At 51.2% G+C, this 14,102-nt stretch carries 11 protein-coding genes; 3 read left to right on the forward strand and 8 right to left on the reverse strand.

The genetic code is table 11. The annotated features are described in order from the left end of the window. Positions 1-37: 37 nt before the first annotated feature. From atpB to EPD17_RS00800, 8 genes are all read right to left on the reverse strand, one after another. Positions 38-1,210: a F0F1 ATP synthase subunit A gene (atpB, locus tag EPD17_RS00765; RefSeq protein ID WP_132050944.1), complete on the reverse strand. Its 1,173-nt coding sequence runs from the start codon at positions 1,208-1,210 to the stop codon at positions 38-40. Between the two features lie 399 nt (positions 1,211-1,609). Next, positions 1,610-1,813, reverse strand: a complete 204-nt coding sequence (locus EPD17_RS00770; RefSeq protein ID WP_132050946.1) for a hypothetical protein — start codon at positions 1,811-1,813, stop codon at positions 1,610-1,612. An 11-nt stretch (positions 1,814-1,824) separates the two neighbouring features. Further along, positions 1,825-3,603 (reverse strand): ABC transporter ATP-binding protein, encoded by a 1,779-nt coding sequence (locus EPD17_RS00775; RefSeq protein WP_132050948.1) that lies wholly within the window; start codon positions 3,601-3,603, stop codon positions 1,825-1,827. A 204-nt stretch (positions 3,604-3,807) separates the two neighbouring features. Further along, the gene (locus tag EPD17_RS00780; RefSeq protein ID WP_132050950.1) at positions 3,808-6,012 is read right to left on the reverse strand and encodes a hypothetical protein; all 2,205 of its coding nucleotides are present in this window, start codon (positions 6,010-6,012) and stop codon (positions 3,808-3,810) included. 370 nt (positions 6,013-6,382) lie between these two features. Beyond that, positions 6,383-7,441 (reverse strand): UDP-glucose 4-epimerase GalE, encoded by a 1,059-nt coding sequence (galE, locus tag EPD17_RS00785; RefSeq protein WP_114235679.1) that lies wholly within the window; start codon positions 7,439-7,441, stop codon positions 6,383-6,385. 77 nt (positions 7,442-7,518) lie between these two features. After that, on the reverse strand, positions 7,519-8,889 hold the full coding sequence (locus EPD17_RS00790; protein WP_132050952.1) for a chloride channel protein: 1,371 nt from the start codon (positions 8,887-8,889) through the stop codon (positions 7,519-7,521). 213 nt (positions 8,890-9,102) lie between these two features. Continuing rightward, positions 9,103-10,308 carry an inorganic phosphate transporter gene (locus EPD17_RS00795; protein ID WP_114235677.1) on the reverse strand — a complete coding sequence of 402 codons (1,206 nt, stop codon included), beginning with the start codon at positions 10,306-10,308 and terminating at the stop codon, positions 9,103-9,105. Positions 10,309-10,462: 154 nt separating this feature from the next. Then, complete coding sequence (locus tag EPD17_RS00800) at positions 10,463-11,020, reverse strand: DUF47 domain-containing protein (protein WP_240040697.1); 558 nt, start codon at positions 11,018-11,020, stop codon at positions 10,463-10,465. A 263-nt stretch (positions 11,021-11,283) separates the two neighbouring features. Between EPD17_RS00800 and EPD17_RS00805 the strand changes: the two genes are divergently transcribed. The 3 genes from EPD17_RS00805 (at position 11,284) to EPD17_RS00815 (ending at position 13,971) form a co-directional block, all read left to right on the forward strand. Next, positions 11,284-12,594 (forward strand): porin, encoded by a 1,311-nt coding sequence (locus tag EPD17_RS00805; RefSeq protein WP_132050954.1) that lies wholly within the window; start codon positions 11,284-11,286, stop codon positions 12,592-12,594. Between the two features lie 103 nt (positions 12,595-12,697). Then, on the forward strand, positions 12,698-13,477 hold the full coding sequence (locus EPD17_RS00810; protein WP_132050956.1) for a threonine/serine exporter family protein: 780 nt from the start codon (positions 12,698-12,700) through the stop codon (positions 13,475-13,477). Between the two features lie 2 nt (positions 13,478-13,479). Then, the gene (locus EPD17_RS00815) at positions 13,480-13,971 is read left to right on the forward strand and encodes a threonine/serine exporter family protein (protein WP_132050958.1); all 492 of its coding nucleotides are present in this window, start codon (positions 13,480-13,482) and stop codon (positions 13,969-13,971) included. Positions 13,972-14,102: the final 131 nt, after the last annotated feature.

The following is a 14,102-nucleotide window of genomic DNA, read 5'->3' on the forward strand; positions in this document are numbered from 1 at the left end:
ACTGGTTTACTCGTAACTGTAGCTCGCCACTCGCAGCTTAAATAATTACCGGCTCTGTGGGTGCCGTTGTATGGTCCACATGGCCGTGCTGTAAATGGTCGTCTTCATGGTGGTGTCCTTCTTCTACCGCCTGGCCGATGAATACTGCCGTAAGGTTGGTAAAGATGAACGCCTGGATAAAGGCAACCAGCACTTCAATTACGTATATGAACGCAGCAAAACCAACCGAGATGGGCGAAAAGCCTACACCGGCAACAGTGCTGATAGAACCGAAAATAAAGATCAGCGAAATCAAACAGATGATGATGATGTGGCCCGCCAGCATGTTGGCAAACAAACGGATGATGAGGGCGAAGGCCTTGGTGAAGATCGACAGGATTTCAACCGGCACCATGATGAATTTTACAAAACCCGGAACCGGCGGATTGAAAATGTGGCCCCAGTAATGCTTGTTGCCGCTGAAGTTTACCACGATGAAGGTGATGACACCCAACACAATGGTAAAGGCGATGTTCCCGGTAACGTTGGCGGCACCTGGAATCAGGCCAAAGATGTTGTTGATCAGGATAAAGAAAAAAACGGTGAGCAGGAAGGGCATGAACCGAACATACTTATGTCCCAGGTTGGGCTTGGCCACTTCGTCGCGTACAAAAGTGATCACCGGCTCGATGGCGTTCTGGAAACCTTTGGGGGCACGGGTTACGCCCTGGCCTTCTTTATAACGTTTGGCAACGCCCAGCATCAAGAATACCAGCAGGGCCAGCGCAATGAACATCTGCACCACGTTGCGGGTCAGGGACAAGTCGTATACTTTTTCGGAAGCGTCTACCGGAACAATATGGTTGCCTTCCAGCTTATAGCCATTTACCTCTTTGTGGCCGTGCTCAAAAGCCGACGACATAAAACTGCTGAAACCGCGGGTAGTAGAGTACAGGATCACCGGCAACGGAATGGTGGCATGATGCTCGTGGCCGTCAGCGCCTTTCCAGCTCAGGAAGTGGAACTCATGAGCGTCCATAACGTGGCCGAAGATCACCTTATTGGCGTCGAATTTTTGCTCGTCGGCTTCTTCTGCACCTTCCAGGTGCACCTGCTCCTCGTGGCCGGTTTCGCCATCGTGGTGCTCCTGTGCCGAAGTTACATTAGAAAAAGTAAGGGTAAGAAGGCTGAAAGCCGCTACCAATAAGCCTTTTACGCGTCTGCTGATCATACTGTTCCCCAAATTTGGCGCAAAGATAAGGAGGCAACGGCAATATAGCGGACTGATTTTGGTCTTTAAGATTTTGGGTTATCAAGCCCCTCTTCTTCCTGGAGTTTTTTGATCTTCTTGTTATGGGGCTATAAGTAAATAAGCCTCCTAGATGGGGTAGGCCATCCTTTTTCCATCGATGGTTTCCTTCAATTCAAGCAATTATCTATTTACGTTTGGTCAAACCGCGAAGTCGCTCCCTCTGTCATCCTGAGCGCAGCGAAGGATCTGAGCCAACCCTGGCAAACTGCCTGGAAGAAGAGAGGGCTTTCTTTTTATGATAGTGTCTTCTAATGCACGTTCAGATCCTTCGCTGCGCTCAGGATGACAAAGCAAAACCCAACGTTTGCGATAAAAAAGTTAGGATACATCTTTTTTAGCTGCCTGCATCAATCGATGCATGCGCATCAACTCCATTAAAAAGGCAAATCTTTCCTCCGGTGTTCGTCGCAATGCTTCTCTAAGCCGGTCTAAATCCTGTTCTTCGGCATTTCTATATTTGCGGATGCCAGTTGCGGCTTCTTCAGAAGTTAGCGCGGTAGAAGGATTGTCATGCTGCGCCATACACCGTCTATTCATACAATAATCGATTTCTTCTCTCCCTGTGCTCCCTGCAATTTAGCATAAAAGCCGCCGCGCTGCATCAGCTCGGTGTGGCTGCCCATCTCCTTAATCTCACCTTTATCCAGCACAATGATCTTGTCGGCACGCTGGATGGTACTGAGGCGGTGCGCAATAATAATGGAGGTGCGGCCGGCAATCAGCTTTTGAATGGCCCGTTCAATCAGGAGCTCGCTTTCGGTATCGATGGATGAGGTGGCTTCGTCGAGGATCAGGATGGCGGGGTTGTACAAAAGGGCCCGGATAAAAGAAAGCAACTGCCGCTGCCCCAGCGACAGCGTGGCGCCCCGCTCCATTACATTATAATCGTAGCCACCGGGCAGGCGCATGATAAAATCGTGCATGTCTATGAGGCGGGCGGCTTCCTCCACCCGCTCCTGCGGAATATCGGGGTTGCGCAGCGTGATGTTGTCGCGTACCGTGCCGGCAAAAAGAAATACATCCTGCAGCACCACGCCAATGTTTTTGCGCAGCGCATCCAGGTCCCAATCCTGCACCGACACATCATCGATCAAAATGCGCCCCTGCTGAATATCGTACAGCCGGTTGAGCAGGGAAATAATGGTGCTTTTGCCGCTACCCGTATGGCCCACAATGGCCACCGTTTCGCCGGGGGCCACCGAAAAGCTAACGTTTTTTAGCACCGGTGTTTGCTCCACATATCCAAAACTCACCTCTTCAAAATCGATCTTGCCCCGCACCAGCGGCGGGTTGAAAGCGCTTTTAGCCGAAGGCGGAATAAAATCATCGTTGTCCAGCACCTTAAACACCCGGTCGGAGGCAATGATGCCCATTTGCAGCACATTGAATTTATCGGCAATGATGCGCAGCGGCCGGAACAGCAGGTTGAGGTACATGATAAAAGCCACCACTTTGCCGTACTGGCTTTCGTTGAGGCCGATGGCTTCTTTGGAGGTCCACCACACTACCAGGCCCATGCTCAGCGCCAGCACAATTTCTACGATGGGAAAAAATACGGAGTAAGCAAAAATGGCTTTGATGTTGGCGTTGCGGTGTTCTTTGTTGATCTCGGTAAACTTTTGATATTCTTTTTCTTCCCGTGCAAACGCCTGCACGATCTGCATGCCGCTCAAGTGTTCCTGCACAAATGCATTGAGGTTGCTCACCGCATTGCGTACCCGGTGAAAAGACCGGTTCACGCTTTCCTTGAAATAATATGTCGCCACGATCATGATGGGGAACGGGATGAGGCAGATCAGCGTGAGCTGCCAGTCGGTCCAGAACATGATGCCCAGGATGCAAAGAATGGAAAGCAGGTCGGCCACGATGGGAATAAGGCCGTCGGCAAAAATGTCGTTTACCCGCTCAATATCATCTACGGTGCGGGTAGTAAGTGTACCGATGGGCGTTTTGTCAAACTGACGCAGGTTGAGGTGCAGCACTTTGTGGTACACTTTGGTGCGCAGGTCGTGCACCACCCGCTGGCCCAGCCAGGTGGTGATGTAGGAAAAATAAAACCTGAGGCCTGTTTCCACCAGCAGCAGCCCAATCTGGATGACGGTAATGGTAACCACCATCTGCGCCACCTGGTTGGTGATGTATTTATCAACCGTAAGCTGGATGAGGTAAGGGCGCACCGGCGCAAAAGCAGCCAGCACCACCGACAGCACCAGCGACTGAACAAACCGGCCCCGGTAAGGATTGGTAAAACGAAGCACCCGCTTTAAAAGGGCCACATCGAAAGACGGCTTTTTGCCTGAGGTGCTGCTCAAAATGGAAATGGTTTTAGAATGCAAATCTAAGTGAAGACAGGAAAGTCCGAAAAGACGGAAAAGTCAGGAAAGATAGTTGTTGCATGAAACAATCCGCAACAACTGTGCAAAGTGTAGTTAAAAAGATAATCAGCAGGTTTTACCCCAAATCTCTTTTCAGTCTTTGCAGTCTTTTCTGACTTTTCGGTCTTTTCAGACTTCCAACTACTCCTCCTCCTCGCCCATCGAGGTGCGGTAGGCTTTTATAAAAATGGCACCCAGGTTTTTGTGGGGCGGAATATAATCTTCAAAACCTTCGGCGCCGCCGGCAGTGCGTTTAAACTCGTTCCAGAATGGGATCCAGTCGATGTTGTTGCCGTTGCGCATTTTTTCGGTGAGCAGGTTAAAAAACGGCTGGTTGATCACCGTGCGGCCAATTTGCTTGGAAGCAATAATATGCGCATCCGGCGAATGTTTCAACACATCGTGAATGAGGTGATAGCCGCCGCAACTGCCCATGAACACAATTTTTGCCGAAGGCTGAATATGCTCAATGGTACTGTTGGCGTAATAGCTGTGCCCGCGGTGAATAACAATGGAAGGCTCCATGCCTTTCTCCGATAAAAACTGGGTCAGTTCGGCCTGTGCTTCTTCGTCCTTGCCGGTTTCTTCCGGCAGGGGTTTGTTGGCAAAAATGAGGATGGGCTTGCCTTTGGTGGATGTGATTTGCACCCATTTGTCGGAGTAGGTCGTTTTCCAGTTGGCGTTGTTGTACTGCCGCAAAAAGCCCTGGTAAATGTTCATGCCGTCTTCATCGCCATAAAAAAACACCTGCATCACCACGCGGTTGTTGCTATCGGCCAGCGAGCCATAACTTACATTGTACACGGGCGGTATGCCAAACTCTTCCGACAGGTTGATGTTGCTGGTGGTATCGGCCGAAAGAAACAGCTTGTACAACAGGTTGTACATCACCATGCCGCGGCGGTTGTTGGCCGACAGGTTTTTATCGTAGTTGTGCTTCGACAGGTCCAGCACGTAACGGGCCAACTCTGGGTTGCCCTCCGAAATGCTTACATAAGAATCGGCCACATCCACGCCGTCTTCAAGGCCGCCGCTGCGTTCGAGGTTGTTGACAAATGCCGCCATCAGCGCCTTCGACTGCTCGGGTCCAGACAGTGTTTTCAAAAACGGGTTGAGCGTATTGAAGCCTGCGGCAATTTTGATGAATTTGCGGAAACGATCAAATTTCACCGACATCAGCAAGGAGTCGCCGCGGTTGCCGATCTTCTGCATCATGATGGGAAATACACCGCGGGTGTAGCTGGAGGTGTAAATTTCGTTTTCGCCGGAAACAATGAGGTAGTACAACTCCTGCGGCGTTAGCTGGTGCAGTATGCGAAACCGAACCCCATCCGACTCATTGTGCAGGGCGTTGATGGTTTTAATAAACACATCCTTAGCCCGTTTTTCCAGCATGGCGGTTAGCGCAGCCAGTTCCAGCACTTCTTCTTTTTTCTGCATCCGCTGTATGTAATCGAGCCGCGTTTGCACCAGCAGGCGGTAAAATTTTACATCGTCGGCTTTTACCGCATCAATCTCGGCAAGCGTCATGCGGCCTTTGAGCAGGTTATCGAGGAACGCAAAATAGATTTGTCCCGAGCCGCCGCTGGTCGCCATTTTGGAAACGGTTTGCACCAGTGGATCGTCGATTTTGCGAATAGCATAACCAAGCTTGTTGTTGGCCGCGGCATAATCGTACAGCAGGCGCGGGTAGCGGCGGCCCGCAGCCAGTATCAGGCTATCCCGAAAAGGTACTTCCACATTGTCTTTCAACATCTCGAACGACCGCTGCGGATGGAGGTGCACGTATTTGCGCAGCAGCTCCAGTTTGGCCGCATAAAAACCTTTGTTTTGGTCAAATGCGCCGCTGCCCACCACCAGGTCGCCCACGGGGTAGGCGGCACTGCGAACCAGGCCTTCAATACTTTCAGCCTTACGGCTGGCGGCAATGGCTGCTTCGTACAGGCCAATGGCTTCGGGCATATGGCTGGGCAAAAACCGCTTGCTGCGGTAGCCAGTATTAAAGCGTTTAAGCAACACCTCCAGCCCACGGATATAGGCCACTTTTTGTGTGTGGGTAAATGCCGAATCTTGCTCGATCTGCTGCTGCAGCCGGTCGGTGGTAGTGGTAAGGGCTTCAGTTACCAGGTAGTTGATATCGTCATCGGCCGAGGCTGCCAGCAGGGCATCGGCCTTGCCATCGGCGGCGAGTGCAGCCTTTTGTTCGCGGTCTACATAATCGTGAAACAACTGCCGTTTGATGTCGGCTTTAAACTTCTGTGGCGGAGCGGCGCTGCCTTGTGCATCTGCAATATTTGCCCACACAATCAATCCGCACACAGCAAGGGTTCGTACTAACATGCGCATAGGCCTCATAAAGCAAATTTAATACCCATAGCCCAACCGCATGTTCAACAGAATGCAAAAGCCTGTGGCAGAAGGGGATATTTTATTTGTGCCTAAGTGGTTTGGGGGATGAAAACTGCTGATCGGCAGCTTCGCTTTTTGGCAAATTTTACTGAGCGGAGGACTTACTCAACCCTCGGTCTTGTCATGCCGAACTCGTTTCGACATCCCCTTGTGGTTTATTTAAACTCCGCGAGATGTAGGAGATGCCGAAACAAGTTCGGCATGACAACTCTGGGAGTTACAGTTTTTCCTAAATAAACGCGGGAAAAATACAGCCATAAAAAAACCTCCCGGCTCCGGGAGGTTTTCAATCGTATCAAAATGCAGTTCAATTCAATTGCGCATTCACCATTTGAAACAGTTGCTTGTCTTCTTTCAGGCGCAGCTCCCATTTCCAGGCGGTGTCCATCATTTCTTCGAGGCCGTATTTTATTTCCCAACCCAGGCGTTCTTTTGCCCGGTCGTTGTTGGCATAAATGGCTACCACATCGCCGGGACGGCGCGGGCCGGTTACATAATTCAGTTTCTGGCCGCTTACTTTTTCAAACATCTGGATGGCCTCCAGCACCGTAACGCCGTTGCCGGTGCCCAGGTTCAGCACCTCGCAGCCGCCGCCGTTGCGGCCTTCCTGCAGGTAGCGGATGGACAGCGTGTGGGCATGGGCAATATCGCTTACGTGGATATAATCGCGAACACAACTACCGTCGCGGGTGTCGTAGTCGGTGCCGTGCACGGTCATTTGCGGCAGCTTGCCAATGGCGGTTTGCGTAATGGCGGGCACCAGGTTCATGGGGCGGCCAATGGGCAGCTCACCAATTTGGATCGACGGATGCGCACCAACCGGGTTGAAATAGCGCAGCAGGATCACCGAGGTTTGCGGGCAGGCCTTTTGCCATTCGCTCAGGATCTGTTCGCCCATTTGCTTGGTATAGCCATAAGGCGATGCAGCCGGCTTGGGTGGCGTTTCTTCGGTTACCATTTGCTCGTCGGGGTTGCCGTACACCGTGCACGAAGAGGAGAACACAAACCAGGGCGTGTTGAATTCCTGCACGCATTTCAGCAGGTTCATCAGCGAGCTCAGGTTGTTTTCAAAATACATCAGCGGCTTTTCCACCGATTCGCCAACGGCTTTGTATGCAGCAAAATGGATGATGCCCTGGATGTCGGGGTTTTCCTGGAAAATGGCATGGGTATCGTCGAAAGAGCACAGATCGACTTTATAGTTTTTTACCGTTTTGCCGGTAATGCGTTCTACGCCCTGCAGAATGTTGGGGTTGGAGCGGGAGTTATTATCCACGCACACCACGTCGTATCCGTTTTCGATGAGGTCTACCAGCGTATGCGAACCAATGTAGCCGCAGCCACCGGTGACAAGAATCTTGGCCATGAGGTAAAGGTTGAAGGGCAAAAGTAGGAGTTATGCCACATTTTTAAACTATTCGGGCCAATGCTGCGCAACTGCGCTCAGGCGGGTGGTGCAGCAGGCAGGTCGCCGGCGCGGTGCGCCTCGGATAGATATTGTTTTTTCAGGCGGTCGTAAAATGAGTGTTTGTCAATAAAAATGGCAGCAAGGTTGGCCACCATGGCAGCCAGCAACAGGTGAAAGATCACGCTGTGGCGGTCGGTCATTTCCAGCACCAATATGGCCGATGTAAAAGGTGTGCGGGTAACGCCGGTTAAAAAGCCCACCATGCCGCCAAGTACCAGTATGTTGGCATTGGAACCTACAAAGTCCATCAAACCCGCCACCAGCGCACCAATGCCGGCACCCGCGGCCAGCGATGGCGCAAACACGCCGCCTGCCGCACCGGTGGTAAACGATATAACGGGACCAGCTACCCGCATTAGCACCGCATGCCATTCGGCGTCTTTGTTTTCGGTAAACAATAATCGCGTCATCAACTCTTTTCCCGAGCCCATGATCTCGTAGCTCACAAAGTTGGCCAGCACTGCCACCACCAAACCACAAGCCACCAGGTAGGCCACGTTTTTGTTGCGCAGCCCGCTGCGCCATTGCATTAGTTGTAAAATCAGCCGGCTCATGCCGCTGCCCGCCAGCCCCGAAATAATGGCTACCAGCATCACTGCAAAAAATACAGAAAACTTCAGGTGGCTAACATCGGGGTAGCCCAGGTAGAGGTAAGGACCCAATATGCCCTGTGCCGTAAGGCCAGCAATAATGACGGCCGAAAAAAGCGCGGTGCGGAAATAACGAACATGAATACGTGCCAACTCCTCCACGGCAAATACCAGCCCGCCCAACGGCGTGTTGAAGGCAGCGGCCAAACCGGCTGCTGCACCGGTGAGGATAAAACTTTGCCCCGACAGCCGGGGCCAGCTGGCAGGTATGCCCCGGTTTACAATGCGAAAAACCGAACCCGCCAATTGTATCGTCGGACCTTCGCGGCCAATGGCGCCGCCGCCCAATACCATTACCAGGCTGGAGCAGATTTTTACCACGATAATGCGCAGGTTGAGCAGGCTGTCTATTTTATGCTGGTGGCGTGGCGTGGATAATTCCAAGGCAGCCATTACCTGCGGAATGCCGCTGCCCCGTGCATTGGACGCCCATTTTTTTACCACCCACCAGGCTGCTACAAAACACAGCGGCGTGATGATAAAAAAAGCCCATTTATAAGCATGAAAAATGCTTTCCGACAGTTTTTCGGCGTAACTAAACAACTGCGCATAGCCCACCGCCAGCAGGCCGGTAAGTATGGACGCCACCCAGAAAGGAACGCCTTGCAGAAAAGTACGCTTCAGGCTTTCGCTGCCAATGAGGTCGAACAGGTACTTGGCCCGGCGCCGCAATAGTTGAAACAAGCGTCCTTTCATACTGCAAAGTAAGGGGGCTGGGCCGGCGGCTCTTGAATTGATTTGCGCAGCAGGCTAAAGTTCATCTTCCATTTGGCATCTTTAAACCAGTTATAGCCGTTGCATTTTTACCTAAAAAACAAAAGGCATTTTGCCACGGCTGTGCAAAATGCCTTTTTATAAAACTGTATAAAAACCTGCAGCAAACCTTTTGGGGCATGCAGCAGGCGCCGGTTATAAAATCATATTAGCGATCCAGAACACAAACGCCGCCAGCAACGCACTAACGGGAATGGTCAGGATCCAGGCCCAAAGCAGGTTGATGGTTACACCCCAGCGAACGGCACTCAGGCGCTTGGTGGCACCCACGCCAATGATGGCACCGGTGATGGTATGCGTGGTGCTCACGGGTATTTTCAACGCCTCGGTGGTGAACAGGGTAATGGCACCGGCCGTTTCGGCAGCTACACCTTCAAACGGGGTAACCTTGGTGATGCGGGTACCCATTGTTTTTACAATCTTCCAGCCGCCACTCATGGTACCTATGCCAATGGCTGCATAACAGGCCAGCGGCACCCAGGTAGGCATTTCTTCAAATGTCGTAATGCTGCCGTGGGCAATGAGTGCCGCAGTAATGATCCCCATTACTTTCTGCGCATCGTTGCCGCCGTGCCCAATAGAAAATGCCGCTGAAGAAACCAGTTGCAGGCGCTTGAACCACACGTTTGCTTTAGCCGCATTCAGCGTGCTGAGCCAAAGGGTAAACACCGCCAGCACCACCACTATAAAAGCGAGCAGGATCCACTTAAAGTTTTTGGAGTAAAAGATCACCTTCATGGCATACGACTCGTAGTGCGATTGCAGCTTGGCCGGGTCGGTTTCGAGGTGGGTGGCCAGGAACCAGCTGATTAATCCAAGTATTACCAGTGAAACCAATTTGGGCGCAGCCCCTTTGCGAAAGGAAAAAATAAACCACAGCGAAATAACAAAGGCAAAGAGCATCCCCACAAACGGCGCCAGCAAAATGAACGCAGCGGTGTTGAGTACCACCGGCGCATTTACGGCATCGAAACCACCGGCAGCAATACCGGCACCCGCAAAGCCACCAATAAGTGTATGCGAAGAAGAAGACGGAATGCCAAACCACCAGGTAAACAGGTTCCAGGTAATGGCGGCCACCAGCCCCGAAAAAACAACGGTGAGCATGATGGTGGGCGCTACATGATCGGGCTTAACGGTTTTGGCAACGGTATCGGCTACGCCGTGGTCTTTAAAAATAAAAAAGGCTAAGAAGTTGAACAAGGCCGCCCAAAGCACCGCCTGGAACGGCGTGAGCACTTTGGTAGACACCACGGTGGCGATGGAGTTGGCGGCATCATGAAAGCCGTTGATATAATCGAATATCAGTGCCAGCGCAATGATGACAATCAAAAAGGTCATGGTAGGAATGTGATTATATAAAAATGCAGTGTTGCTTGAAGTGTAAGCGAAACCAAGGTTATTGATTATTTATTATTGATTATTGCAGATGAACATTACACCAAATAATGAATAATAAATAATCAATAAACCAACACACTACTAACAGCAATGCTTATGCGTATTTTACAATAATGGATTCGATCACATTGGCCGCATCCTCGCATTTGTCGGTTGCGGTTTCCATTACCTGATAAATTTCCCGCTTTTTGATCACCTCTTTTGCATCGGGCTCGGTGGCAAACAGGCGTTCAATACTCATGTCGAACATATCATCGGCCTGGTTTTCAAGTGAGTTGATCTTTACCAGCGACTCGGTGATGAGGCGCATGTTCTTCATGTTGCGCAACTCGCCTACGGCTTTGCGCACCTCGCAGGCACTTTGCTGGATGATCTCGGAAAGTTTGAGCAATCCGATATCGTTTGGATTAACGCGGTAGAAGTTGATTTTTTTGGCCGATGCATAAATGTAATCGGCAATATCATCAAGTGAAGAAGCGAGGTAGTGAATGTCTTCGCGGTCGAAAGGCGTGATAAAGTTGCGACCGAGTTCGGTAAAGATGCGGTGGGTTAATTCGTCGTTGGCATGTTCCAGATCTTCCATCTGGGTAATGAGTTGCTGTCGCTGGTCAAAATCGGGCTCGTTGATCGACTGGCAAAGCAACTTTGCCATTTTTTCTACATTATCTGCACATTCTTCGAACAGACTGTAAAAGATCTTATCCTTTGGCATGAACAACTTCATGAAGGAATTTAACGCCATAGAGTAATATTTTATAAAAGGTGCGCAAAGTTATGCCACCTTTTAGTGGCAACATTTACAATGCCAAACTTAATGATTTGGTAACATAGCTTTCTGCCCAAATTTTCAGCATCGTGCCAACTTCGCATACAGAAAAAATGAAATAGGGCTCTTTGGGTCCCATACATCGATTCATGAGAAGTATCTTTTTGGCCATATTATGCTGTGGTGCCCTGTGTGCCCTGCCCGGTAGTGTGCAGGCACAACGATACCTTACAGAGTACGACTCTACGCTGTTTATACGCGATACAGTGCGGCCTGTGGTGAAGCGTTTTGAGAACCTGCATTTTTCCGGCTACATCCAGCCGCAGTACCAGGTGGCCGGCTCGGAAGGGGCCGCTACATACGACGGCGGCAATTTTTCTGAATACTCCAGCAACCGGTTTATGCTGCGCCGGGCCCGGGTAAAACTCGATTATATTTTTCGCGATAAGGCCGGTCATGCACCGCTGGGCCTGTTTACTTTCCAGATCGACGCTACCGAACGGGGCGTGAATGTACGGGATATGTTTGCACGCCTTTATGAGCCCAAAGGACAAAATCTTTCGCTTACCATGGGCCTTTTTGCACGGCCATTTGGTTACGAGGTAAACCTTTCATCGGCATTCAGGGAAACGCCCGAGCGGGGCCGCATGTCGCAGATACTGATGCCCACAGAACGGGACCTGGGCGCCATGATCAGCTTTGAACAACAAGGGAAAAAGGCAAAAAAATTACCGCTCCGGCTCGACGTGGGCCTGTTCAACGGGCAGGGCCTGGCGGCTGGCGGCATTACCGATTTTGATTCGTACAAAGACCTGATTGGCCGCCTGACGGTGAAGCCCATTAAGGTAGGCCCGGTAAATGTTTCCGGCGGTCTATCGTTTTTGAACGGCGGCTGGCGGCAGGCCACCCGGTACCAGTGGGAAATGGAAGAAGCGGCGGATAAATACAAGTTTGTAGTGGACTCGAGCCTCGATAATATTGGTGCAAAAGCCCTGCGCCGCTACCATGGCGCCGATGTGCAGGTGGCCTACAAACACCGCTGGGGCAAAACCGAAATCAGGGGCGAATACTGGCGGGGCACCCAGCCCGGCACGGCACACAGCACGGCCAACCCCGGCATTTTGCCGCAAGGGCCCACGTACCTCCGGCCTTTTGACGGAGCTTTTTTCTATTTACTGCAAAACCTGGGCAACCCTAAAAACGAGTTGATGCTCAAGTACGACTGGTACGATCCAAACCGCAGGGTAAAAGGTGCGGAAATTGGTGGCGCCAATGCGCAGTACACATCGGCCGACATCCGCTACCATGCATTTGGCGTTGGGTTTACCCGGCATTTTACCGACAACCTGAAGTTTTTGGTGTACTACAATTTTGTACGCAACGAAGCCACTGCCCTTTCCAAATTCAACTCCGATCTCGACGACGATGTGTTTACTGCCCGTTTCCAGTTGCGTTTTTAAAGGCTGATGCCCACCCCCTGCGAATCATTTGCCTGAATGAGTAGCGTTACCTGCCGGCATCCTATTTTTACCATTCTTTGCGGCGCCACTCAAGTCATTGCATATGCTTACAGGCAAACAACAAAACAATGATGTGCGGGAATTGGGCAACCTGCTGCTCGAAACCGGCTCACTGCTGCTGGCCTCCGGCGCCAATACCGAACGGGTACGCACCACGCTGCTGCGCATCAGCACGGCGCTGGGCCACCATACCGAGGTACTCATTTCCTACCGGTCCCTGTCCATCACCATTACCAGCAGCAACCACGAACACCTGTTCAACTCGGTGCGCCGCACATCGCACCACGGCGTTAATTTCCGCACTGTATCGGGTATCAGCCGCATGAGCTGGCGGGTGGTGGAAGAAGGCTGGAACATCGCACAAATCAGGGAAGAAATGGCGCGGATAAAAGCATTGCCGCATTTTCCGCGTTGGGTAACGCTGGCCATGACCGGGCTGGCAGGCGCCGGCTTTTGCCGCTTTGCAGGCGGCAGCCCCACCGACCTGCTGATTGTTTTTACCGCCACCGTGGCGGGCTTAACAGCCCGGCAGGAGCTGACCAAAAAGAAATACAATCCATACCTGTGTATTTATGCAGCCGCCTTTGTAGCATCGCTATTGGCCGGACTGCCTGCATGGCTGGGGCTTGGCAGCAGCCACGAAATTGCATTTGCCACCAGCGTGTTGTTTCTGATTCCGGGTGTGCCGTTGATCAACTCTTTTTCCGATGTTATTGATGGCAATTTGCAAAACGGGATCATCCGTGGTGTGAACGGGCTGGTGATTTCTTTTTCCATTGCACTGGGCATGCTTACTTCAATGATGTTGTATCAATTGTATTAAAAATGGACTGGACGCTCATCGAAAAAGTAATTTGGTTTGGCATTGCAGCCATGGGTTTTTCCGTGTTGTTCAATGTGCCGGCCCGTACGCTGCCTTCCATATTTTTGATTGGTGCCATGGGCGGAATGACGCGGCTGTTGCTGTTGCAGTTTGATACAAATTTTATCATTGCTTCTTTTCTGGGTGCCATTGTTATTGGCGTATTGAGCATTCCGTTTGCACACGGCAAACATGCACCGCCGCTGGTGTTTTCCATACCTGCAGTAATACCTATGGTACCGGGGCTTTTCGCCTACCGCATGATGCTGGGGCTGATCCGCCTTTCGGGTGATGTGCCACCCGAAGCATTTACACAAACCCTGTACGAAACTGTTAGCAACGGCCTCAAGGTGATGTTTGTATTAATGAGCCTGGCTGGTGGTGTTGCCGTTCCGATGCTGGTTACCCGCAAGCAATCGGCCAAACATTTGCGGTTTGGAAAAAGGGGCCATTAGCCACAAAGCAGCAATGAAAAAAGAAAAGATCATTGGCAACCATTGCAAAACACAATGCCTGCTGTTTTGATGAATAGCGATAAAATGTACTTCACTACAGTACCACCAAAGCCAAATCAAGGCGTTATCCC

It is taken from the genome of Pseudocnuella soli, from assembly GCF_004347775.1.
GTDB classification, from domain to species: Bacteria; Bacteroidota; Bacteroidia; order Chitinophagales; family Chitinophagaceae; genus Flavisolibacter; species Flavisolibacter aquaticus.

Bases quoted from the DNA above. Each gene is read 5' to 3' on its own strand.
- atpB (WP_132050944.1), bottom strand. From the start codon at position 1,210: ATGATCAGCAGACGCGTAAAAGGCTTATTGGTAGCGGCTTTCAGCCTT.
- EPD17_RS00770 (WP_132050946.1), bottom strand. From the start codon at position 1,813: ATGGCGCAGCATGACAATCCTTCTACCGCGCTAACTTCTGAAGAAGCC.
- EPD17_RS00780 (WP_132050950.1), bottom strand. From the start codon at position 6,012: ATGCGCATGTTAGTACGAACCCTTGCTGTGTGCGGATTGATTGTGTGG.
- galE (WP_114235679.1), bottom strand. From the start codon at position 7,441: ATGGCCAAGATTCTTGTCACCGGTGGCTGCGGCTACATTGGTTCGCAT.
- EPD17_RS00790 (WP_132050952.1), bottom strand. From the start codon at position 8,889: ATGAAAGGACGCTTGTTTCAACTATTGCGGCGCCGGGCCAAGTACCTG.
- EPD17_RS00795 (WP_114235677.1), bottom strand. From the start codon at position 10,308: ATGACCTTTTTGATTGTCATCATTGCGCTGGCACTGATATTCGATTAT.
- EPD17_RS00800 (WP_240040697.1), bottom strand. From the start codon at position 11,020: ATGGCAAAGTTGCTTTGCCAGTCGATCAACGAGCCCGATTTTGACCAG.
- EPD17_RS00805 (WP_132050954.1), top strand. From the start codon at position 11,284: ATGAGAAGTATCTTTTTGGCCATATTATGCTGTGGTGCCCTGTGTGCC.
- EPD17_RS00810 (WP_132050956.1), top strand. From the start codon at position 12,698: ATGCTTACAGGCAAACAACAAAACAATGATGTGCGGGAATTGGGCAAC.
- EPD17_RS00815 (WP_132050958.1), top strand. From the start codon at position 13,480: ATGGACTGGACGCTCATCGAAAAAGTAATTTGGTTTGGCATTGCAGCC.